The 23,838-nt window shown below is 54.5% G+C and carries 19 protein-coding genes; 10 read left to right on the forward strand and 9 right to left on the reverse strand.

Annotation, left to right across the window (positions count from 1 at the left end):
- Positions 1-19: 19 nt before the first annotated feature.
- Genes GTP90_RS19660 through GTP90_RS19670 form a run of 3 tightly spaced genes read right to left on the reverse strand, consistent with a single transcriptional unit; the run spans position 20 to position 5,873 of the window.
- On the reverse strand, positions 20-1,507 hold the full coding sequence (locus GTP90_RS19660) for an efflux transporter outer membrane subunit (RefSeq protein ID WP_161085153.1): 1,488 nt from the start codon (positions 1,505-1,507) through the stop codon (positions 20-22).
- On the reverse strand, positions 1,507-4,689 hold the full coding sequence (locus GTP90_RS19665) for an efflux RND transporter permease subunit (RefSeq protein WP_161085154.1): 3,183 nt from the start codon (positions 4,687-4,689) through the stop codon (positions 1,507-1,509). Before GTP90_RS19665 ends, GTP90_RS19660 begins: the two co-directional genes overlap by 1 nt.
- Positions 4,686-5,873 carry an efflux RND transporter periplasmic adaptor subunit gene (locus GTP90_RS19670; RefSeq protein WP_161085155.1) on the reverse strand — a complete coding sequence of 396 codons (1,188 nt, stop codon included), beginning with the start codon at positions 5,871-5,873 and terminating at the stop codon, positions 4,686-4,688. Before GTP90_RS19670 ends, GTP90_RS19665 begins: the two co-directional genes overlap by 4 nt.
- 128 nt (positions 5,874-6,001) lie before the next feature.
- Here GTP90_RS19670 and GTP90_RS19675 point away from each other — a divergent pair, with 128 nt between their 5' ends.
- The 4 genes from GTP90_RS19675 (at position 6,002) to GTP90_RS19690 (ending at position 10,739) form a co-directional block, all read left to right on the forward strand.
- Complete coding sequence (locus GTP90_RS19675) at positions 6,002-7,063, forward strand: GlxA family transcriptional regulator (protein ID WP_254451953.1); 1,062 nt, start codon at positions 6,002-6,004, stop codon at positions 7,061-7,063.
- Positions 7,064-7,272: 209 nt separating this feature from the next.
- A complete protein-coding gene (locus tag GTP90_RS19680; protein WP_161085174.1) occupies positions 7,273-8,445 on the forward strand; it encodes an MFS transporter in 1,173 nt (390 codons plus the stop codon).
- A 52-nt stretch (positions 8,446-8,497) separates the two neighbouring features.
- Positions 8,498-9,214, forward strand: a complete 717-nt coding sequence (locus GTP90_RS19685) for a DJ-1/PfpI family protein (protein ID WP_161085156.1) — start codon at positions 8,498-8,500, stop codon at positions 9,212-9,214.
- A 364-nt stretch (positions 9,215-9,578) separates the two neighbouring features.
- The gene (locus GTP90_RS19690) at positions 9,579-10,739 is read left to right on the forward strand and encodes an IS30 family transposase (protein WP_161085157.1); all 1,161 of its coding nucleotides are present in this window, start codon (positions 9,579-9,581) and stop codon (positions 10,737-10,739) included.
- A gap of 228 nt (positions 10,740-10,967) precedes the next feature.
- On the opposite strand, the gene GTP90_RS19695 is transcribed toward GTP90_RS19690, so the two are convergent.
- The 3 genes from GTP90_RS19695 to GTP90_RS19705 form a co-directional block, all read right to left on the reverse strand.
- On the reverse strand, positions 10,968-11,888 hold the full coding sequence (locus GTP90_RS19695; protein ID WP_161085158.1) for an alpha/beta hydrolase: 921 nt from the start codon (positions 11,886-11,888) through the stop codon (positions 10,968-10,970).
- A gap of 15 nt (positions 11,889-11,903) precedes the next feature.
- Positions 11,904-14,051, reverse strand: a complete 2,148-nt coding sequence (locus tag GTP90_RS19700) for a TonB-dependent siderophore receptor (protein ID WP_161085159.1) — start codon at positions 14,049-14,051, stop codon at positions 11,904-11,906.
- A gap of 434 nt (positions 14,052-14,485) precedes the next feature.
- The gene (locus tag GTP90_RS19705; protein WP_254451955.1) at positions 14,486-15,001 is read right to left on the reverse strand and encodes a DUF2946 domain-containing protein; all 516 of its coding nucleotides are present in this window, start codon (positions 14,999-15,001) and stop codon (positions 14,486-14,488) included.
- Positions 15,002-15,221: 220 nt separating this feature from the next.
- Here GTP90_RS19705 and gap point away from each other — a divergent pair, with 220 nt between their 5' ends.
- Positions 15,222-16,238 (forward strand): type I glyceraldehyde-3-phosphate dehydrogenase, encoded by a 1,017-nt coding sequence (gene gap, locus GTP90_RS19710; RefSeq protein ID WP_161085160.1) that lies wholly within the window; start codon positions 15,222-15,224, stop codon positions 16,236-16,238.
- 475 nt (positions 16,239-16,713) lie between these two features.
- Here the strand turns inward: gap and GTP90_RS19715 are convergent, their stop codons facing one another.
- From GTP90_RS19715 to GTP90_RS19725, 3 genes are all read right to left on the reverse strand, one after another.
- Positions 16,714-17,364, reverse strand: coding sequence for a hypothetical protein (locus GTP90_RS19715; protein ID WP_161085161.1), 651 nt, complete (start codon positions 17,362-17,364; stop codon positions 16,714-16,716).
- A gap of 320 nt (positions 17,365-17,684) precedes the next feature.
- Positions 17,685-18,329 (reverse strand): hypothetical protein, encoded by a 645-nt coding sequence (locus GTP90_RS19720; protein ID WP_161085162.1) that lies wholly within the window; start codon positions 18,327-18,329, stop codon positions 17,685-17,687.
- A gap of 36 nt (positions 18,330-18,365) precedes the next feature.
- A complete protein-coding gene (locus tag GTP90_RS19725) occupies positions 18,366-19,418 on the reverse strand; it encodes a CAP domain-containing protein (protein ID WP_161085163.1) in 1,053 nt (350 codons plus the stop codon).
- Between the two features lie 228 nt (positions 19,419-19,646).
- On the opposite strand from GTP90_RS19725, the gene GTP90_RS19730 reads away from it, so the two are divergent.
- The 5 genes from GTP90_RS19730 (at position 19,647) to GTP90_RS37005 (ending at position 23,693) form a co-directional block, all read left to right on the forward strand.
- Positions 19,647-19,946: a helix-turn-helix domain-containing protein gene (locus tag GTP90_RS19730; protein WP_161085164.1), complete on the forward strand. Its 300-nt coding sequence runs from the start codon at positions 19,647-19,649 to the stop codon at positions 19,944-19,946.
- A gap of 397 nt (positions 19,947-20,343) precedes the next feature.
- Positions 20,344-20,550 carry an excisionase gene (locus GTP90_RS19735; RefSeq protein WP_161085165.1) on the forward strand — a complete coding sequence of 69 codons (207 nt, stop codon included), beginning with the start codon at positions 20,344-20,346 and terminating at the stop codon, positions 20,548-20,550.
- Positions 20,551-20,562: 12 nt separating this feature from the next.
- Positions 20,563-21,843, forward strand: a complete 1,281-nt coding sequence (locus GTP90_RS19740) for a site-specific integrase (RefSeq protein WP_161085166.1) — start codon at positions 20,563-20,565, stop codon at positions 21,841-21,843.
- 381 nt (positions 21,844-22,224) lie between these two features.
- Positions 22,225-23,343, forward strand: coding sequence for a tyrosine-type recombinase/integrase (locus tag GTP90_RS19745; protein ID WP_217432007.1), 1,119 nt, complete (start codon positions 22,225-22,227; stop codon positions 23,341-23,343).
- A 206-nt stretch (positions 23,344-23,549) separates the two neighbouring features.
- The gene (locus GTP90_RS37005; RefSeq protein ID WP_308937312.1) at positions 23,550-23,693 is read left to right on the forward strand and encodes a hypothetical protein; all 144 of its coding nucleotides are present in this window, start codon (positions 23,550-23,552) and stop codon (positions 23,691-23,693) included.
- Positions 23,694-23,838 lie beyond the last annotated feature (145 nt).

Here is a 23,838-nt window from a genome sequence, read left to right on the forward strand (position 1 = left end):
GACGCGCCCTACGCACTTGTCAACGCGTCGCGACTTGGCCCACCGTCTCATCCCAACCGCCACCGAGCGCGCGTATTAAACTTACGGTGGCGGCGGCTTGAGCCCCGGCCAGTTGGTTTAGTTGTAGTCGCGCCTGCAGAATCTGTCGTTGCGCGTCAATAACCTCTAGGTAGCTGACTTGTCCCTCGTCATACTGGATCTGGGAAAGATGTCCAGCGCGCTGCGCGGCTGTTACTGCCGATGTCTGTGCGGCGGTTTGGATATTCAGCAGGTGCAAGTCAGCCAAACTGTCCTCTACTTCGCGAAACGCCACGAGCACCTGCTGCCTATACTGTGCAACGTCCTCGTCCAAACTGGCTTGCGCGCTGTCCAACGCTGCATCACGACGTCCACCGTCGAACAACGGCACCGAGAACGCAGTACCAACAAGCGGCCCGAGCAGGAATGTCCTACTAGACCAGTGGAACAAGTTACCGAGGGTTGCCGACTCGTATCCGAATGCAGCGGTCAGGTCTAGCTTGGGGAAAAATGCCGACTTAGCTAGGCCCACACGAGCATTTGCAGCTGACATTGTGCGTTCTGCAGCCGCGATATCCGGCCGCCGTTCCAGTAGCGCCGAGGGCAGGCCCGCAGGTACCTGTACGACCACCGGCTCCAGCGGCATAGCTGCAAAGGTGAATTCCGCCGGCGCCTTACCCAACAACACAGCTAGACTGTGCTCGGCGGCGGTGCGCTGGCGCGCTACTCCCAAAGCGTCAGCGCGCGCACTCTCCAAAGCATTGCGTGCGCGCGCGGCATCCAGCTCTCCGGTATCTCCCTCGCTGAAGCGTCGTTCGACAAGCCTCAGCGCATCTTCGCGGAGAGCAACGGTCTGTTGATACACGCTCAACTGAGCGTCAAGCTCACGCAGATGAAAATAGTGCTGCGCCACATCAGCCTGCAATGCAAGCAGCACTGAATGGAACAGTGCCATACTGCGATCGGCATCTGCTTGAGCGGCATGTATACCGCTACTAACACGCCCGAATAGATCCACTTCATATGAAGCTGCAGCTTGAGCGCGCCACAAGGTCTGGGCGGGAACCTTCGCGTCATCGGATAGAGACTGCGATGCGGGTGATGCGCGTTGCCGTGTCGCGCCGAATCCAGCATCGAGTGTTAGCAGGCGTGCGGCATCCGCAGCCTGCGCCAATGCCCGCGCTTGGCGTAACCGCGCGGCGGCGGCTTTCACATCTTGGTTAGCGGCTATGGCTTGATGCTCAAGAGAGTCAAGCAGCGGATCACGAAATATGGTCCACCATTGTCCGCGCTTTACGTCTTCGGATGGCTCGGCGGGCTTCCAGCTACCCGCGCCTTCTGCCAGTGCCTCCTTAAAAGACACCGGAACACTCAACTCTGGTCGTTTCCATGGTTGCTCTACTGAGCAAGCCGAAATCAGCGACAGCAACATTCCGCCTATAGCCAACCGTGGCAACGGCAAGCTTTTCGTCATTTCTTTTTTCTTCATCAGGCAACCTTCGTAAAGTCCGTCGAGTGTGGCGCATCCTTTTGTGCCACATGTATTTTTCCGCCCGCAACAGTCCGTAGGACCACGTAAAACACCGGCGTCAACATAAGGCCGAATAGAGTTACCCCCAGCATGCCGAAGAAAACGGCTACGCCCATTGCTTGACGCATCTCGGAGCCAGCTCCGCTTGATAGAACCAAAGGGACCACACCCATAATGAAGGCGATCGATGTCATCAAAATCGGGCGTAACCGCAGACGGCTCGCTTCGATTGCTGCGGCCATTGGTGTGCGACCGTCGTGTTCGAGTTCGCGCGCAAACTCGACAATCAAGATTGCGTTCTTTGATGCCAACCCTACCAAAACCATCATGCCAATCTGAGTAAAGATGTTGTTATCCCCACCTGTCAACCAGACTCCCGCCAATGCGGACAACACGCTCATCGGCACGATTAGGATTACAGCCAGCGGCAAGGTCAAGCTCTCGTACAGAGCAGCCAGTACCAGGAATACCAGTAGTACGCTAATGGGGAAAATCCACATGCCAGCGTTGCCAGCTAAAACCTGTTGATAGGTCAGGTCGGTCCACTCAAACTTGACGCCTTTTGGCAACACCTCGGCGGCGATCCGCTCTGCTGCCGCCTGAGCTTCCCCAGACGAATAACCTGGAGCGGGACCACCATTGATATCGGCGGCAATATGGCCGTTGTAGCGCACTACTGATACCGGACCGTATGTTGGAGTGACAGTGGCAAGGGAAGCGAGGGGAACCATTTCACCGGATGCATTACGAGTCTTTAGTTGCAAGAGGTCCTCAGCGTTTTGACGATAAGGTGCATCGGCCTGCACACGCACCTGATAGACACGGCCGAAACGGTTGAAGTCGTTCACATACACTGAGCCCAAGTATGTTTGCATCGTGTTAAAGACGTCAGTCACCGGAACACCCAATTGCTTGGCCTTGATCCGATCTAAATCGACATTCAATTGAGGAACATTGATCTCGTAGTTCGAAAAGATCGGACCAAGTTCCGGTGATGAGGATGCGCGCTTAATAAACGCCGCCTTAGCTTGGTTTAGCACTTCATATCCCACTGCGCCATGATCCTCAAGTTCCATCTTGAAGCCGCCAAGTGTTCCGATGCCAAGTACCGGAGGCGGTGGAAACACAGCAATGAACGCACCCTTGATAGAGCTGAACTGTTTGTTAAGCGACGCCGCGATAGCGGCGGCAGACAAATCTTTCCCATTTCGCTCACTGAACGGTTTTAGCGGCACAAAAACTGCAGCTGCATTGGAGATGTTCGTGAATCCGTCCACCGACAACCCTGGGAACGCAACCGCATGCGCGACGCCAGGCTGCTTCATGATAATTTCGCCCATGGCGCGCGCCACTTGTTCGCTGCGATCCAGCGAGGCACCGTTAGGCAAGCGTGCAAAGGAAATCAGATATTCCTTATCCTGCGCTGGCACAAACCCACCTGGGACCATGCGAGTCACGAGGATTGTCATGCCGAGTAGCGCCCCATACACCACCAGCATCATGCCCTTGTGCCTCAGAGCACCTTGGACGCCGCGCCCATAGTTGTCCGAGCCACGCCGGAACAAGCGGTTAAACCATTGGAAGAATGGTCCTAAGACGCGGTTCATTGCTCTCGTCAGCGCATCTTCTTTGGCACCATGGCCGCGTAACAGCAACGCCGACAGCGCAGGGGACAAGGTCAGGGAATTGAATGCAGAAATGACAGTCGAAATGGCAATCGTCATAGCGAACTGCTTGTAGAACTGACCGGTAAGCCCGTTCATAAACGCCAATGGAACGAATACCGCCACCAATGTCAGCGCGATCGCAATGATGGGACCACTCACCTCTTGCATCGCTTTGTAGGTCGCGTCACGCGCATTGAGGCCAGATGCGATATTGCGCTCCACATTCTCCACCACAACGATCGCGTCATCTACCACGATGCCGATCGCTAGCACCATACCAAATAGAGACAGCGCATTGATTGAGAAGCCGAAGGCCAGCAATAGGGCGAAAGTCCCAACGATTGATACCGGCACCGCAATCAGAGGGATGATTGAAGTGCGCCAAGTCTGCAGGAACACGATCACAACTATCACCACCAGAGCGATCGCTTCCAGCAGTGTGTGTATTACGGCCTCAATGCTTGATTTAACAAACCGCGTTGGATCATACACAATGCTGTATTCAACACCCGCTGGGAAGTCAGCGCTCAGTTCTTTCAACGCGGAGCGCACGTCGTCAGCGATCTGCAGCGCATTGGCGCCCGGTGTCTGGTTGATGGACAGCGCAATCGCCGGCTTGTTATCCAACATTGAACGTCTGCCGTATTCTGCAGCAGCCAACTCTATACGCGCGATGTCCCGTAGATAAGTGACTGCGCCATCGGCTGTCTTGACCACAATGCCGCCGAATTCTTCTTCAGTCGTCAACCGACCGCGCGCATTGATCGATAATTCAAGCGGCGCGCCTGGTACCGATGGCGAGGAGCCCACGACTCCAGCAGCAACTTGTACGTTCTGCTCGCGTATTGCGGCCACCACTTCCATTGCTGTCAATTTGCGCTCAGCGATTTTGGCTGGGTCGAGCCAGATTCGCATAGCGTAATCGCCCGCGCCCCATAGCTGTACTTCGCCGACGCCGCGTATACGCGCTAGCCGATCGCGCACATTAAGAAGCGCGTAGTTGCGCAGGTAGGTGATGTCGTAGCGACCGTTCGGAGATAGGAGATGCAGGAACATCGTCACTGTCGGAGAGCTCTTCGCGGTGGTCACGCCGAGGCGCTGCACATCTTCCGGCAAGCGCGGTAGTGCTTGGTTCACCCGGTTCTGTACCAATTGCGCGGCCAAGTCTGGATTGGTACCCAACTTGAACGTCACAGTCACTGTCAGGTTGCCGTCGTTGGTTGATTGAGACTGCATGTACAGCATGTTTTCCACGCCGTTGATTTGCTCTTCCAATGGCGCCGCCACAGCTTCCGCAATTACTTTGGGATTGGCGCCCGGGTACTGAGCATGCACGATTACAGACGGCGGCACTACCTCTGGGTATTCCGAGATTGGCAACTGGAATATCGCCACCAACCCTGCCAATAGAATGACGACCGACAGCACGCCGGCAAAAATTGGCCGGTCAATAAAAAACTTTGAGATATTCATTGGGTTTTGCTCTCAGCCTGGTGGTCCGAATTTGATGTGCCCCCCATCGCTACCAGATGTGCGCGCACTTTGGTGTCTGGCTGGACGCGTTGCGCACCGTCAACAACAATACGTTCTCCCGCCCGTAAGCCATTACTAATCACGCGTAGATTGCCGCGCAGCGCGCCCAGTTGGACCTCCCGATAGATCACGCGGTCCTGCTGATCGACTACGAATACAAACTTTTTAGCCTGATCAGTACCGACGGCAGCATCCTCGATAAGCAGTGCCGAGTGCGGATCACTACCGCCCATGCGGATACGTGCGTAGAGACCGGGTACCAATACTCCGTCACGGTTGTCAAAGCGCGCCCGCATACGGATCGTGCCGGAGGATGGATCGAGGCGATTGTCCACGGATTGAATTTCTCCTTGGCGGGAATAACCCCTCTCCCCCCCCAGTCCTAGCTCAGCAACCACCTTGCGGCCCTGCCTAGATCGCCCCGCATATAGCAGATAAGTAGGTTCGTCCGCATCGAATTCTGCATAGATCGGTGACACCGACACAATCTTCGTAAGCGCCGTGGCACTAGGACCTGCGCTAACGACATTTCCGAGCGTGATTTCTGCGCGGGACACTCGACCGGCAATCGGGGCGACTATTCGCGTGTGGTCCAAGTTGATTCTTGCTTGCTCTAGTGCGGCCCGGGCTGCTTGAAGGTTTGCAGCTGCTTCGCGCGAAGCATTCAATTTCTCTTCGTAATCACGCCTGGCAATCGCGTTGTCACCGATCAGACGCTGGGCGCGCTCGCCGTCGCGTTGCAGGTAATCGGCACGCGCCTGTGCTACCGCAAGAAGACCTTTGGTGCGGTCAAATTCCGCCTGATATGGGCGCGGATCGATGACGAAAAGCAGATCGCCCTTTCGTACAAGCGCACCGTCACGGATGTTCACCGCGACGATGGCGCCAGAAACTTGTGGACGTATGTCGACCTGCTCCACCGCCGCCAGTCGACCTGAATAGGTTTGCAGGTCAGTGATATTTTGTTGTAACACAACTGCAACATCGACTTCGGGCAAAGCCAGTTGAGATGATTGCGGGGGAGTACTGGCTCGAAGGACGCCGTAAGCGCCCGCCCCGATTACGGCAGCTAACAGCACCAAAGCCGATGCCGTCTTGGGACGAGAGAGAGGGGAAATTGGCATAAGACATTCATTAAGGTAGTTACAATGGCGAAATTCTCTGCCAAGACCCGGACATAGCAAAGGACGCAGTTCCCTCGTTTTTAGCCACTCGACTCCAATTTTCTCAAGTGACGTTTTTTGAGGGAAATATGTCATTGCAGCCAATGCAATTCTGGCGGATCATTGAGACTATGAATGTGACAGCTCCGCTCCCTAGCCCTATAGCCCCGACTACGCAAGACGAGGATGGGATCACTCGCGATATCGCATTTCTTGTCTATCCGGGCTTCCAGATCCAGGACCTAAGCGGACCACTTGCCGCGTTCGAAGTAGCAAGCATGAGTGGCGACAACTGCCGGTACCGTTGTCATGTCGTCTCGCTGGCCGGCGGCGGGATTTACAGTTCGGCCGGGCTCGAGGTAATGACCCGAAAAATACGCGCCAAGCCCTATGACACACTGTTGGTAATGGGCGGTTTGACGTTGACCGATCCATATGCGCAGCCCCAAGTGTCGGGCCAATTAAGCCGCGCCGCCACGCGCGGCGGTCGGCGCATCGCCAGCGTATGCACCGGAGCCTTTTTATTGGCCGCTGCCGGTCTGCTCGACGGCCGACGCGCTACCACACATTGGAAATATGCGGCACGTCTTCAGCGCCTTTTTCCCAAAGTAAAGGTTGAAGGTGAACGTATCTTCACAAAGGACCAAGGGATCTGGACTTCAGCTGGAGTGACCTCAGGGATTGACCTTGCACTCGCTATGATTGAGGAAGATTTTGGCAGTGAGGTAGCGCGATACACGGCGCAAATGCTAGTGGTATATCACCGCAGGCCAGGAAACCAGTCACAGTTCTCCGCCATAGCGGCGATGGAGCCGGAATCCGACCGCATTAGGCAAGTACTAACGTATATGCGCGAGCACCTGACGGAGGAGCTGTCGACCGAGCATCTCGCTGGCATCGCGTGCCTAAGCCCGCGTCAGTTTGGTCGAACATTTTTGGCTGAGACAGGTGAGACACCAGCGAAAGCAGTCGAACGGCTGCGGGTTGAAATCGCGCGTTTAAAAGTGGAGCGCAGCACCGAACCGATCGAAATCATCGCTCGCACGGCGGGCTTTGCTGACCCTGAACGGATGCGACGTGCGTTCATCCGCGTTACAGGTCATCCTCCCCAAAGCATAAGGCGGATGGCGGGACATGACTATCAAGCTTAATTACACCGTTGATAGGCACGTCCAACAGCAGCTGCCACAGCCACTGGCTTCCTTCGAAGTATCGCCATTTCGCTGATAGCAAAACAGTCTAGAAAAATATATGCGCGCCTGAGTTCTCCGCTCGACTCATGGATCGGTAAAGGCTCGCCAAGTACCGGAGAATACAGTTGACTACGTATCAGATTAAAAATAACGCTCCACTGTATTGGATGGCTCTAGGGACTTTCGCCGTCGGCACCGAGAGTTTCATGGTTGCAGGTCTGCTACCGGGGATGGCTGCAGACCTTTCGGTTAGCATTGCCTCTGCCGGCCAACTGGTCACCGCATTCGCCTTCGCCTATGCGCTCAGCGCTCCCATTCTGGCTGTTGTAACCGGTAATATCAGCCGTCGCACCCTGTTGATTTTTGCGATGGGTTTCTTCGCGCTAGGCAACGCGATGGCGTGGGCTGCCCGCGATTATTGGCAACTGATGGCAGCGCGGGTGTTGCTCGCGTTTGCTGCAGGTCTATATGTCCCTGGCGCGAACGCGCTCGCCAGTGCAGTCGTGACACCTGAACGGCGGGGTATGGCGATTGCCATCGTGAATGGCGGTCTGTCGCTGGCAATTGCTTTTGGCGTTCCGCTAGGAGCAATGCTGGGCGATAGCTTGGGATGGCGCTCAACGTTCGGTGTCGTTGCACTACTGTCTGGGGTCGCTGCTACGGCACTAATCTTATTCCTACCAAAAAGCTTAGGCCAAGGATTGAGGGTAGCGACAATAGAAGACAGAGTGAAGACGGCGCTGCAACCGAAAATTCTACTGAGGCTGTTGGTGACGTCGATGTGGGCTATGGCGAGCTACACAACTTATACCTACCTATCGTTGTTCGTTAGCACGGCAACTCAGCTGCACGGGGCGCAAATTGGTTACATCCTATTCACTTGGGGTGCATCGGCGGTGCTGGGCTTGCTCATCAGTGGCAAAGTCATTGAAAAACTTGGTCCACGCGCAGTGATCGCTCCAGCGCTAATTACATCGACTCTCGCCTTTATTTTGATGTCGACGTCGGCTCATCTTCTATCCCGCACCTGGGAGATCGTACCGGCTCTTGTTGCGGTTATAGCCTGGGGCATAGCACACTGGGCATTCTATCCAGCTCAGCAAACCACGTTGGTCAGTTTGGCGGGTATTAAATCTGCTCCGGTGGTGTTATCACTGAACGCCTCGTTTATGTATCTGGGTTTTTCGCTTGGAGCTGGAGCGGGTTCACTTACAGTCGCGTACAGCAGCCCTGCCAACCTCGGCTACGTCAGCGCTCTATGTATGACTGTTGCGCTTCTACTGACTTTCACCGGTAGCAAGCGTACATCAAGGGAAAAAAATGCAGCTATGGGAATCTAACAAGGGTGGCTGAGAAAATTTCAGAAGATTGGAACTTTAAAAGGAACACTCCATGAGCGCAATTCCCGAGACCGTTCACCTGAAGGTGGGCGCGCTAATTTTCCCACAGATGGGCCAGGCCGATTTTACAGGTCCGTTCGAAGCGCTGTCACGTATCCCCAACTCCACCTTCTACACAATTTGGAAGGATAAACAGCCAGTGGTCGATATGCGCAATATGCGCATCGTACCCGATACGACGATCACCGAAGCTCCTCAGCTGGATTTATTGCTAGTGCCGGGAGGCTATGGCCAGGAGAAGCTGATGGAGGACAAAGAAGTCCTTGCTTTCATACGTAGCCAAGCAAAGTCCGCCCGCTATGTATTTTCGGTCTGCACTGGCGCGTTGCTCTGCGGCGCAGCTGGCCTTCTTCACGGAAAACGCGCCACAACACATTGGACCGCGCTGAGTATTCTGCCATTTTTTGGGGGAATCGCGTGCGATGATCGAGTTGTTGTCGATGGCAAGATGATCAGCGCAGGCGGAGTTACCGCTGGCATTGACGGATCGCTGGTTGTGGTTGCCCTATTACGCGATGAGAACGTCGCTCAAGAATTGCAGTTATATATGGCTTATGATCCCGCGCCGCCGTTTAATGCCGGACATCCGAAAAAGGCACCGGTCAACGTGCTTAAGGCAGTGACCGAACTTGCGAGCGCAATCACAGAACAGCGTACAAAAACTGCACGAGCATACAGGGCAAGGTGGGACAACAGCGGGGCTCTGTGATGCGTCTTATTCGGCACCCAACATGATGCAGTAGCACCTTCATAGCACACTTGCTAGCTTACGCAGTCTTTTTATAATACACAGTCGAAGGATTGAACCTGAGGCAGACCTTAAATCAGCACGACTTCCCGAGCGCTAATGGCACCGAGTCCGGTGCCGAAGGTAGGCCCTCTGGTCTCGCCAGACTACACTCGGAAATGAGCAGCCAGCCGTCCCTATGTTGCGGTACCCGCGTTAATATGTCCGAGCACGGGACAATGCTGGCCCGCTTAACCCCTGCATCGATAGACACGTAAGTGGTGCGGATTCAATCGGTCGACGCAACACTCTAACCTAAACCCATTAGGTTTCAGGAGTGTTGAAGATGAAACAGCGACCTCGAATCCATTACACCGAAAGCCAGAAGGCGCTGATGTGGGAGCGCTGGAAGCAAGGCGACTCGTTACAGATGATAGCCCAGTTGTTCGACCGGAACCATTCCTCGATTCAACCTATTCTGGCCGAGACGGGTGGCATACCTCCGGCACCCCGATGCCGCTCCAGGTTGGCCTTGACGTTGATAGAACGCGAGGAAATATCGCGTGCAGTGGTTGCCGGCGCATCAATTCGGGCAATCGCCGCACGCATCGGGCGCGCACCATCGACCATCAGCCGAGAAATCCAACGCAACGGCGGCCGCACACATTATCGCGCGGTTCAAGCCGATCAGCATGCTTGGGATCAGGCGCGTCGCCCCAAACCCTGTAAGCTGGCGGAGAACCGGATGCTGGCCAACATGGTCACCAGCAAGCTCCAATTGCAGTGGTCGCCGGAACAGGTTGCTGGATGGCTCAGGCAACTGTTCCCGGTCTACGAGGAGTATCACGTGTCGCACGAGACGATCTATCGCAGCCTTTACATTCAGGCGCGCGGCGCCCTGAAGAAGGAGCTGCTGGAGCATTTAAGGCGCTCACGGGCCATGCGTCGCTCACGCCATCACACTCAGAAGACCGACAATCACGGCCGAATCAAGGATGCGGTGTCGATCAGTGAACGGCCTGCGACGGCGGAGGACCGCGCCGTGCCTGGGCATTGGGAAGGCGACCTACTGTTCGGCAGCCACAACAGCCAGATTGCCACCCTCGTTGAGCGCCAAACACGTTACGTCATGCTGGTGAAAGTGACAGGTAAGGATACCGAGACAGTCGTCAACGCACTGATCGAGAACGCTCGCAGATTGCCGCACGAGCTCTATAAATCGCTGACGTGGGATCGCGGCAAAGAAATGGCTGCGCACAAACGGTTCACGCTGGCTACCGACATTCAGGTGTATTTTTGTGATCCGCAAAATCCCTGGCAGCGCGGGTCGAATGAAAATACCAATGGGTTGCTGCGGCAATATTTTCCGAAGAGACTGGACCTGTCGAGCTATTCACAGGATAAACTAGACGAAGTAGCCAGAAGGTTGAACGAGCGCCCGAGGAAGACGCTCGACTACCAGACACCGGCTCAACGATTTGACCGATGTGTTGCGTTGACCGATTGAATCCGCAGGCATAAACCGCCACTTCATGTGTCAGGTCGAATATCGCCCCGCTTCGACGCGAGGCTCGGCGGAATATTTGGTCGATTGCCGATTTTCGCTCGCTGAATTGCAGTCGGTGTAGCGCAGCAAAGACGTCGGAGGCAACGACCGTAGTTCTGACCGTATGCCCCGTGATCTGGCACCCGACGAGGCACTCGGCAGTTGCTTGATCAAACCTGCCTATCTTGGTCAATCCGTCGCCGGTCTAAGGAAGCCACGAGACTGCATCCACCAAACCAATTCGTCGAACCAATGATCACTCGTCGTGCCTTTCGGCTCGAGGTCAAACCCATGCCCGCCACGCTCATACACGTGGAGTTCAGCCGCCAATCCCGCCTGACGCCACGCGGTGTAGAGCAGTAAGGGATCGTTCGGCTGATACTCGTCATCTGATGCACCAGCGATGAAGGCCGGCGGCGCATCGGCGGGGACAGGCGCTCGAAGTCCGCCGTAAAAAAAGGCGACAAAGTCCGGTCTCGAAACTTTATTTCCGATCGCAAGATCTGCGGCGAGATAAGCTCCTGCTGAGAAACCAATAAAGCCAACACGCTCAGGATCGACACCCCATTCAGGTGCACGTTGTCGCACAATACTCATGGCGCGCGCGCCATCTTCAACAGCATGCTGCTCTCCTGCAAAATGCGGCATCTCAGAGGGAAGTCCGCTCGTCGCCCTCGCCATGACAGTGTCCATTTCCTTCATGTGGACCTCTGGCATTTTCATTGGATCAGGATCGCTCTGAATCGTGCGGTATTTGAGCACGAACGCTGTCATGCCGCGCTGCGCCAATAGCCGCGCAACCGCTGTGCCGCCGGTGTCGTATCCTAGCCCAACGAAACCGCCTCCTGGTGCGACGATCACAGCCGTGCCGTTCGCGTGGCCGGGGGTGGGACGGAACAACTCAAGCGTGGGCTCACTGACGTTACGGATCATTGTCGCCCCTGTCTTGTCTAGCTTTTCCCGAATTTCGGGGAAGGCGAGCGAGGGGATTGCCCCCTTAGAATAGAGCGAAATAATCAGCCCACCTACTTCGGATGTCTGCGCAGTTACTGGTACCGAAAAAAGCACTGCAGCTATACCGGGAATGAATTTTCTGAAGAATTGGTTCATGAACATTGTCGGCTTTCAGAATTTAGTTTTTAGGGTGATGAAAACGGACCGTGGCTGGACCGGCATCACGAGAGGGCTTGCGAAATACTGGTATGTGTCGAACGATTTCCTCCCGGCCAGGTTTACCACCGACGCTTGAATCGTAAGTCGTCCGAAATCATAGGCTGCCTGAGCGTCGATCAGGGCGTAGCCAGGTACATGTAGAGTGTTAGGAAGCGTGAGCTGGCGGGCGTCGAGCGCGGTAACCCCCGCACCAAAAGACAAGCCTTTCGCCGCTCCATGCAGGATGCGGTAGTGTGCAGCGACGCGTCCGCTATTGCGAGGCACGCGGGTTAATTCGCTGCCGGCCGGGATCGCATTATCCGCTGTCACGCTGGTGTTCGTGTGGGCATAATTGGCGAGCAGCGAGAGCGCCGAAGTAGGCTCCCAGATAAGGTCGGTTTCCACCCCGCGCGCCCGTTGCCGACCGGTCTGGATGTTGAACCCCACGTTGTTCGGGTCCGCCGTAGCGACATTGTCGCGAGTCTGGTTGAAAACCGAGATCGTGCCCGATAGGCCGGCTGTCGGTAACGCCAGCTTTATGCCTCCTTCGACGTTGCGTGAGGTCTCTGGCTTGGGCAAATTCACCCCAACAAAGCCAAATGCCGCACGAAACGCCGTTGCGTAGCCCGCGAAGATCGCTACGCCGGGAGCGACATCGAAGGTCGCTCCGACCTTCGGCGAAACGCGATGATAGGTGTCCTCGTTGGCGACTCCGATATTGCTGACTTCCTCGAATTTGAGTTGCGTGTACCGCAGCGCACCCGTCACATGTAGCCGGCCGTAGGTGGCCTGATCCTGCAGGTAAAACGCGACAGTGCGATAGTGGTCTGTTTGCAGATAGTTGACCGGCAATTGCGGCGTATAGACCACGTCATAAACCGGTCTAGCGAGGTCAATCGTGCCTTCAGGGGTATTGCTGACGAATAATCCCATCTTGCTGGAAGAACGAGTCCAGTCATAATCTACACCTGCGAGGAAGGTGTGCGGTACCCCAAGCATTTCCACCTTGGCTTGGAGGTTAGCGTCAAACGTAGCCTCTTTCGTATCTGTGATCATGGTAATTGGAAGGATTGGATAGACGGTCGGCGTGGCCAAGTCAGGTGGCATCATGTCTGGATCTACGAAACTTCCATACTCCCGGATCGTGCTCTTGTAATAGCGGTCGCTGACAGTCAGCACGACGTCATCGGAGAAGGTGTGGCGTAGCGTGGCCTGCGCCATCCGGTTATCATTCGTGGTCAGCGGCTGTCCAAGCGGCGAACCAGGAAAGGCATTGCGGTCAACCTGTCCCGCCAGCGTTTGTCCAGCCGGAAGACCTGAGTATTCCAGTTGGCTGCGGTGGTTGGCTTGGCCTTGAAACAGTAGATCGGTCCGGGAATCGATCTGGAACGAAAGGCTAGGTTGCAAGGACCAACGTCGCCCATGGACCTGATCGATCCAGCTTTGGTTGTTCTGATATTCCCCCACGATCCTCGCAGCTATGCCCGGCGCCAGCGGTACATTGAGGTCTCCAGAAGTTCCCCAAGTTGAGAAACTGCCCGCACGCATCGCCACAAAACCACCCAGCTTGTCGTTCGGTCGAGCGGATTCAATGTTGATGATGCCGCCCAGCGGAGTACCCAGACCACCGCCATAGAGCGTAGCGCTCGGCCCTTTTAGTACGTCGATCCGCTCGACGCCCACTAGGCTAGTGGGATCGAATGCCTGCTGGTTGCCCGCGTAGATCGGCAGACCATCCAGATAAACCTCGGCGGGGAAACCGCGCAAGAGCGGCGCGATTAGTAGCTGCTCCTCGGACCGTGTGGGAACCACGCCGGAAACATTGACCAGGGCATCGGCAAGCGTGCGGCGGTCCTGCTCCTCGATTAGCGCACGTGTCACTACTTGCACCGACTGCGGCACCTCGATCAGCGGCGTGTCAGTGCGTGTGGCTGATGATGTCTCCGCAGCCGCATATTTTCCGCGCCTGCCGGTGATGACGACCTGCGTCGGCGCCCATGTTGGCGCCTTCGCTTCCTCGTCATGCAACGTGCTGTCCTGTTCAATTTGCGCTTGCGCTATCGATGCTAGGCCCGCGATCGCGATTACAATCGCTGAGCGGATAAATTTCGGGTGAACCATAGTTCTCTTTCTCATGGACGCGTGAAAACCGTGCCGTTCCAGACGATGGTCAAAAGGGAATGTGTGCGACTGGCCGGACTACGGTGAATTTCAGCGCTATATATTCGTTTGGGATGGACGCATCCCTAGCCGTATAAAGCGGGGATGACAAAAGGGATTAAGCCTGATTTCCGAGGAGCGCAGCGGTGCCAAGCAGTTAGACGCCAAATAGAAAAAGTGCGACAAAAGGCAGCTGCGTTAAAGCAGCGCACAGTTTTCAACACAAGAAATAGCGTATTGCGATTAGCGATATACGACAGGTATATGGCAATCTGCGCCAAACAGGTCCTAGAGCGCCGCACATGCGCGGCATCTAGCGCCGGACGAGCCGGGGCTCGGAACTAGAGACTTGAATGGACGACCGCTCAGCTGCGCGAAACGCAGCCGTCAGCAAGTCAGGCAACGAAAGGCGGTGCGCGTGGATTCGCTGCTGACCACGCATGCATTAAACGCGGTGCCGAATAAAACAATGATGGGTAGAAGTCGCGACCAGCAACTAGCGGAGTGCTGACAGACGAAATCCCCGGTAACGCGTGGGTGCCGGCGTGGTTAGCGCAGAATGCACAATGATCAATGCTGACCTTCGACGACGGTGCAGTACCATCCTTAGGTATCTTGAGGGCCTTGTAGCCGCTTGCGGTACACACCTCAACGGTGTCATATCGGAGATTCGCCGCAATTGAGCGCGAGACCGTCGGAGCGAGCGCACCAAATAGGATGGCCAGCAAGGCAATCCAAACGTGCAACACTCGTCGGTTGGTCAAAGAAATCATCGGCAGATTATATGCCAGCGCATGTTCAAAAAACAGCCGCCGACTCGGCGTTAAGTTCGTGTCGTTCTCAAATATGAGCCAGTGTTTTTTCGATGAGAGTATGCACTCTATTATCAGGCGAATCGAAAGAAAGAACATCGTGAAACACTCATTCCCCCGTAAAACTGCGGCTTGCTAGGCTGAAGAGTTACGGCACATGCAAGGGCTGGAGCTCGTTCATCAAACGGAGACGTTCCTTTTTTGTTTACCGAATATGAATCTCCAGGCTCAACATTACGTCTAAAAAGGAGGGATAAACGTCATGTCGAACTTTTCAAATGTCCTTTACGATCGTGTTTTTTGAGATGGGAACAGTCGCATGCCAATCAGAATTGCCATCAATGGCTATGGCCGTATCGGCCGCAACACGCTCCGCGCGTTTTATGAAGGCGGCCGGCGCCACGACATAGAAATCGTCGCCATTAACGACCTTGGGAGTGCAGAAATCAATGCCCACCTGACTCGCTTTGATACCACGCACGGAAAGTTTCCCGGTAGTGTGGCCGTCGATGGCGACACCATGATAGTCGAAGGTGATCGGATTGCCGTTTTGTCTGAGCGTGATCCGGCTTGTCTACCGTGGAAATCGTTGGGTATAGACGTCGTGCTCGAATGCACCGGGCGCTTCGCTAGCAGGCACCTTGCATCAGCGCACTTGGCTGCCGGCGCTCGCCGTGTGGTGATCTCTGCGCCTGCAGGTGCCGAAGTCGACGCGACCATCGTATATGGTGTCAATCAAGAAGTGCTGCGCCCTGAACACCGCGTCATCGCCATTGGTTCTTGTACCACCAATTGCCTCGGAGTCATCGCGAAACCACTCAACGACCAGATCGGTATCGTTGCCGGGAGTATGACGACAATCCATGCCGTCACCAACGATCAAGTGCTCACCGACGTTTATCACGAAGATATGCGGCGCGCCCGGTCGGCGCTCGCCTCAATGATCCCAACCAAGACTGGCGCCGCTGCAGCGATTGGCCTTGTACTGCCCGAACTCGAAGGCCGGCTGGACGGATTTTCGATCCGGGTACCAACGGTTGATGTGTGCCTGCTAGTACTTTCCTTTGCCACCGGGCGCCCGACCTCGACCAGCGAGATCAATGCACTTATGCGCGAAGCAGCACAAGCCGGGCCGCTCGCCGGCATCCTAAAAACCAATGAGTTGTCGCTGGTGTCGAGTGACTTTGTGCACGATAGCGCTTCGGCTATCGTAGATCTTAGCTTGACCAAGGTGATCGCGGGCACGCATGCTACCGTCCATGCCTGGTATGACAATGAATGGGGCTTCGCCAATCGGCTTCTCGACAACACCCAAGCCTTCGGTACGTTGCCCTAGTGATTCCCCCTGTATAGACTCGAGCGCAGGAGCGACCGCTTACAGCGCTTCGCTGCTATCGGTCTGCCAAGGCATGCTCGCGGCCGAGTTCGATTAATTCTATCGTGGTCCTGTAATTATTGAGATAGCCGATCATTTTCAGGAGTCGACACGCTGTCCCCCTCCAAGAAATGAGCGGCGACTCTATGCAACAATCGCCAGCTCGTTCACTCGCGGTCAGCTGACGTCACAATTCTTCCTTCATCGACGAATAGAACATTGGGCTCGACCTCTATTTGGGGATATAGCCTCGCCAGATCCTCCGCGACACGCCAATGCATAGTGGTCCACCTGTATTCTGCAATTCGATATCCAAATGCCGTCCAGCTGCCGAGCGGCCTGCCACTTCGCCGGCCGCATACTGAAGGTTGTCTTGAAGCCGTTGTAGGAATTGACTGGTATATCAGACCGCGTTGTTGACGCGCGTCACCTAATCCTATGCGAAATAGGTTCCTTGGCGTTCTTTGCGCGCGGAGTCTTTTACTGCATCTTCTTCATCGAGCGCATCGGCTGGTGGCACTGGCATTTCGATGCCTTTTTGAAGACGAGTAATCCATCCATTCGGAAATAGAAACCAACTAGCGACGGCCCAAGCATCGTCTTTATCCAATATGGCTAGTATTTCCGAAACAATGCAGCGCGGACGGTGCGCATCGTCAAATTGAAAAGCTGCGAAGAGTTGGTATCCAGATTGATCGACAGCGAAAATTTTTCGCTCACTCAACCAGAGATCAATCTGGCTTTCGCGGCCGTCTTGCTCATGCAGCGATTGCGAGAGCTCTTGGCGCGAAATCCAGACCGGCATTGCCAACAACTTTCCAATAGTTCGATTTCGGGTCGATTGATACTGATCGTCGTGCACTGCCCCTTCCAGTATCCGAAGGCGGGAATAAATCGCGATTTTTTGGCCCGACGTAGGTGCACTTTCAAAGTCGACGTGCCAGTCGACGGCTTTAACATCTGCGACCCGGATGCCAATCTGCCAAAGCAAATTAGCGAGCGCCTCTGCATCAATGTGCTTCAGTTCTCGACCATCATCAAGGCGTGCAACAAGCCTCTCGCCATCCAAGCTAATCAGAGCATTCATCTTATTTTCCGGATATGCACTTGTTCGTGGACTATACCGCGCAAGGACATCTGATGCGAAGAACATTCGACTCTTCTGCGAACGCTACTCTTTAGGGTTTGGAAGGTCAGAAGCAGTATGAGATCTGGGGGCAAGGTTATTGGCCACCCTGCTCTCTTCGTTTAACTGCTTTAAACGTAGATCGTTTTTCTGAACAGTTTCTAACAAATTCTTAAGCTCTTCAGCGCTTAGCGCTAATCGGTCTGGACTAGCCATGTTTGCCTCTCGTATTAATGGATAAGTCCGCCAATTTTCCTTCCCCCCCGCCTATCATCGCCGAATTAGATTGGAAGCGGCTCAAACGTAAAGCTCAATGCAGGTTCGTATTTCGCTTTGGATTTGACCACATCGGTCCAGGCACGCTCAAGCACCGACCGCCGCTGACCATCATCAAGCATCTCCAACTTAACGGTCGGCGCGCGATCCAGCAGTTCAGACACCAAGCGCCCTAAAACTCGCTCCGCGCCCGTTAAGCGCGCCCAGGTCGCAGTGAGGCGCGCGGTTTGCAGATTCAGTTTCTCCACTAGTTTTTTTCGCTCGCCCTCCTCAGTTTTCTTCGACGTTTCGACTTCCGAAAGGTGCTTCTGTACCGAGGCCAACGCATCTCGCTTCCATTTGGTAAGGCGCGCTACTTCGTCGGACAGGCTGGCATTCTTCCGCTCTAGCGTATTGGCACTAGCGCGGAAAGTTTTACATTGAGTCTCCGAATCTTTCAGTTTCGCCTGCAATACCCGCCGCTCTTCTTGAGTCTCAGACAGCTTGGCTTTTAAAGAACGGATCTCATCCCACGCTTCGTCTCGCTGAGCCTTATACGAGTTCGCATGCTGCACCCATTCATTGATGACGCGATCAACCTGCATTTGGCGCCCGACTTCGTAGCCAACTCGGCTTGCGGAAAGCACCGCACCTCGAATTTCGTCCATCATAATCTTCTCCCGATGCGTGGTCAGTGAACTTGCGAATTACTTAGTGGCGAAAGACCAATCCTTGGTGAAAGCAGCGCCGTTGTTGGTGCCAGCGAACTTCACGTTGTAGGTAGTACTGGCCTTGAACGGTGCCTTCGCGATCAGGAAGGCCACGTTGCTGCTCAGGTAGGCGTTTGGATCGTTCGAGCGAGTCAACAGACGGGCATCCATCGGCGCCGCCCGCCCTGCTTCGGTCACAGTGAAAGTGGTCACGGCGATGGTGTTGCCGGTCACAACCGAGACGCTGATTGGATAGCTGGTCTTAGTCGGGAAGTCCGAGTTGGCCGTGGACAGGTCAGGGAACGGGTTAGGTGCTTCCACATAAGCGTGCAGAGACACGCCGGTCTGACCGTTTGCTGGGTACACGCCAACATAGTCAGACGCGACCGACTGGTTGGTTTTTAGGCCCATTTCCATAACAACGGTTTGCGATTGGTCAGTGCCCACAGCCACTCCGATTTCACGCACGTTTTGCATCATCAGGCCAGCACGGTGGTATACGGTCTGCGCCAGCGTTGCAAAGGCCACTGCGCCGCCCTGCTTACCGCCGAAGGTCACTTCTTCGCCAACGTAGCTACCGTCGTACTTAGCAAACTTGGCACGGTCAGCTTCCTGAATGCCGGTGAACTTGGCCAGAGCGCCGTTTTCAATGTGCAACATCGAGCGGCCCGTGGTCGAATCGTAGGTGTTGAAGTTCACGGTGCCGCCGTTATTCACATCGTTAGTGATCAGGTAGCTCAGGTGGTTTGCCGATGCAGCGTCCAGCTTGGTGTTCTGCGCCAGCAGACCCAGCCCAACCTTGCTACGGAAGTCATTCAGTGCCGTGACGAAGGCATATTCCTCGCTGGTAGCAGCGTAAGTCAGCGCCGGAACGGTGGTCTGGGTGTCGCCTGGCGTCACCACCGGCGTCGTAGGCATGGTGGGCGTCGTAGACGTAACCGGGGTGCTTGCGGTACCGCCGCCGCCACATGCAACTAATGCAGAGGCGAGCGCGAGGACTGAGATACGCTTAGCGGGGAAAGAACGGGCGCGGGAAAACGAAATGCTCAAGTTAGACTCCAAAAAACTGCAGTGCCAAATACCCAACAGTAGATGGCGAGACACTAATTGTCACAAGGCAACTCTCTCATGACTAGTCTGTTTAGTCAAGAAAATTTAGCCATACGGATATGTACGATAATCGACGTCTGTTTAACCATGCAGCCTCACATTTGAAGGTCAATCATGGTAAAAAGACAGCGAGCATCCGCCAATACTAGCGAGCGAATCGGAGCACGCGTGAAAGAGCTACGCAAGGCTGCGGGATACACTCAAGTTTCCTTAGCCGAAGCATGCCAGTTGGACCCTATTACCATTTCTCGAATTGAACGCGGCGAGCGCTCTCCAACTTTAGAGCATCTTGAAAAGTTGGCCGGCTTGTTCAGAGTGCCAATATCAAAGTTCTTTGATGAGTACGAAAACGAGCCTGACTCCACTGAGATTAATGCGCTCAATCTTCTGCGTCAGCTATGCCCCGAGCAACAAACTATTGCTGTTCAATTCTTGCAAGTCTACGTGCAGTTGCACGGCCGTAAATAGAACTGTTCTTCCCCTCTCCGCAGTAATCCCCTCCTATAACGTACTGGTCTGCTCACTTGAGCCAGACCATCGTTACCTATCTCAGCAAGTTCACGAGACTGCTTTTCTATCATTTGAACCACTAATGATTAATTAACACAAATCCTTCATATTCCTTAGCAATCGCACATCATCTTCGACTTTTTTAAAAAATAATTCATCGTAAAAGTTAAAAAATTTGGGGAAACAGCTCCAAACCGAAAAATCCTATTCTTAGACCTGTTAATCTTTCTTGTGTTGAGTTTTTCTTAGAGTGAAAAACAAGAATTAAGAAAACAATTGCAGAGTTAAAGTTCGATTGATAACATAAATCAACTTTCACCTGCACTCAAGAAATGAGGAAAATATGTGCATAAGCTTGAAGTGGGTCAAGGTTAAAAAATACGCAGAATTGACTGGTGATACCGAACTGGCCGTTCATTCAAGAAGAAGAGACGCCAAATGGATAGATGGAATTCACTGCAAAGTCCTTGAGGGTCGCAATCTTTGGGTCAATCTAGCGGCAGCAGAAGAATGGGTAGAAAAATGGGGCACACGTTCAGTTCGCTCCGAAAAAAAGAATTGAAAGGATTTTTTGATGTTAGAAGCCAAAAAAGAAATTGAAGAAAACACCAGCGAAGGATCAGTTGAGGGAATTCAACTCAGGCAAGGAAAAACAAAACAGAGTATTCGGATTATATTCCGCTTTCAAGGAAAATTGTGCCGAGAAACCTTGGAATGGGATCACACTCCAAAGAATATAAAAAAGGCAAAGCGTATGCGCGCCGCAATTCTGCACGATATAAGCAACCAAGAATTTTACTATGAGAAGTACTTTCCCGATTCCGTAACTGCTCGGGAAATTGTGAGGCAACGAGAGGCTGAACTAGCAAAGGAGATTGCGGCACGAAGCATATTTGATAAGACTATTGGTTTATATTTAGATGAATATTTTCGTCTTGGTTCATTACGATGGAAAAATAGCTCTCGGAATGAATATGAACAAGTGATATCTCAGTTAAAAAAAATCTTTGGATCTGAAAAGCCAATTAAAGATTTTAATGTGAAATTTATCAGGAATTGGATTATCGAACTGGATGTTGGAAGGAGTCGAGCAAACAATTTAACGGCGCCGCTAAAAGGTGCATTACAGCTTGCCGCTATAGACGAAGTCATTGAGTACAATCCCTTCGACTTGTTGAAAATTCGGGATCTTCAGCAGCGAAGCGATGATGACGATGAAGATGGCAAAGACATCGATCCTTTTTCGGTCGATGAAATAGCCGCAATTCTAAAAGCATGCAGGCCAGAGGAACGCAATATGATCCAATTCGCGTTTGGCACTGGACTTCGAATCTGTGAGTACATACACGCAAAATGGGCATGGTACTCGCCGAAGGAGGAAAGGATTGCTATCTCAGGAAACTACGTAGACGGGGTTGAGCAGAAGAAAGGAAAGACTTCCAAAAGCAATCGAAGCGTCGACCTCCGATTTATGGCCTACGATGCGCTTCAAAATCAGCGAAGTTACAGTTCAGATGACTTAATCTTCCTGGACGCTCGATACAATACGCGCTGGACGGGTGACAAGGCCATCAGGCAACGATGGGGGCGTATTTTGAAGGCTGCTGGCGTGAGGTACCGAAACCCCTACCAGACGCGCCATACGTTCGCTAGCAATCTTCTGATGTTAGGAGCAAACACGCTGTATGTTGCAACTCAGCTTGGTCACGAGAATACAGCAATGGTCGAAAGGCATTACAGCAGGTGGATTACAGGTGGACTTGACGGAAATAGGCGCACACAACTCTTAGCGCTTTATTCCCAAATTGATCCCAAACGCCGGAATGAGTTCCCGGTATTTGAGCTAAGTGATTGATATCACTATAAGAATTCTGGTGGGAAGTGCAAGTTTCGAACTTGCGACCCCTGCAGTGTGAATGCTCTGAGACAAGAGATTGGGAGCTCTCCGAAGACGGTCGTCATAGGGAGAGCCGGCAATTGACGGCTCCCGCCGACTCCCGGAAAATCCCGCAGGACTCCGTACTTACTCCGTACTCCCCCTCCGAATCTTATTGGCGCGGCGTTTGACATGCTCGATTGGGTCGAATGTCGAATGGTGCTATTTTAAAGATTTACGCCGCATGCTGACATCATGGGTGAGAGAATCGATACCGTATCGGGCCGGGAGCGCCTTAAACCGCGCCGAGAACCCTACTGGCATAGATTGAACCGGGGGCTGCACGTCGGTTTCCGGAAAATGACGTCCGACTCCGCCGGAACCTGGCAATTTCGCGTGCTGGAGAACGGCGAGAAGTGGGAGGCTTCGCTGGGACAGTTGGAGACTTTTCGGCCGAGCGACAGATTCGGCCAAGCGGTACTTGCCGCCCAGGCTGCCCTTGCGCAGCGCAATTCGGCCGCTGCCCCTCTCCCTCCCGTCGCCACGCCGCCCGCGACTAGCCATGTGGTGCCTGCCGAGGAAACACCGGCATCGTACACCGTCGGTGACGCGTGCCGGGCCTATGTTCAGAAAACGCTGGAGGCCCGTGGCACCGACGCGGCCGCGGACCTCGAGGCACGCTACCGCCGTTGGGTCCAGCAAAGCGCCATCGAAACAGTACAGATGACCGCTCTCTCGCGCGAACAAGTCAAAACATTCCGCCAACAGCTCAGCGCGAAACCCGCAAGGACAAACTACTCGGGCGGCACACGCCCTCGGGCAAAGAGCACCGTCAACCGTGATATCGCGGCGCTGCGTGCCGCGCTGAACTTTGCGCTGGAGGAAGGTCATGCCGCGACAGACACCGCCTGGAAAACGCCCCTCAAGGCGGCAGGGAATGCCACACAACGCCGACGCCTGTATCTTGACAGGGAGCAGAGGCGCGCGCTGATCCAGGCGGCTGATCGGGCCATCGGATTATTTTTGACCTGCATGGCGATGATACCTTTACGCCCTGGTGCGATGGCCGCGCTCGATGTCGACGACTACGACGTGCGCTTACGCGCTCTGAATATTGGCAAGGACAAGGGCGGGCACAGTCGTACAATTGTGCTGCCGGCGGAGATCGAACCCGTCTTGCTGGCGTCCATCGGCACCAAGCGGCCACACGAGCCACTTTTTTCCAGGCAGGATGGCGCCAGATGGAACAAGGACTCCTGGAAAACTCCGATCAAAGAGGCCGCCAGGAAGGCGTACCTGCCAGACGGAACCACCGCGTACACCATTCGCCACAGCGTGATCACCGATCTCGTGCACGGAGGCCTTGATCTGCTGACGGTCGCACAAATCAGTGGCACTTCCGTCGCCATGATTGAGAAACATTATGGTCATTTGCGAGGCGACATCGCCGTCAGCGCGCTGGCCCGTCTGGCGCTATAGTGTCCCCAGGAAATACCTAAACTTATGGTGTCCGGGTTCAGACCATACAGCGTCATGCGCACAACCAGCGCACGTTACCTTCGTTACTGGTCCAATGCAGCACCGCCGATCTACCAACTGATTGCGGCGCAACCTGCGGCGCGGGTCGATGCCTGCACCGCGTTGCCATGGCGCGGCGCCGCAGTCTTTCATTGCTCGGCGCCAGCATGCAGTTGCCCACCAGCCGCGACATCGACCATCGCCTGGTGGGAAGCAGCGTGTTGTTTCGCGAAGCGTGGGGGGGCAGGTTTCTGCCCCGGGCCGACACAGGCATCACTGGCGACGGGATGAATGAATCGTCCCGAACTTGAAGCGCGCTCCAACATTTAGATCGCGTCCCACGGAGTGGTGTATGAGTTGTGATTCCTGGGAGGCTGGGCTCCCGCTCAGTTAATGACGGCCGACAGCCGTGCAGGCTGAGCATCACATAGCGACTGCAAGCCTTCGAGTTGCATG

This window comes from Duganella vulcania (assembly GCF_009857655.1).
Taxonomy (GTDB): Bacteria; Pseudomonadota; Gammaproteobacteria; order Burkholderiales; family Burkholderiaceae_D; genus Rugamonas; species Rugamonas vulcania.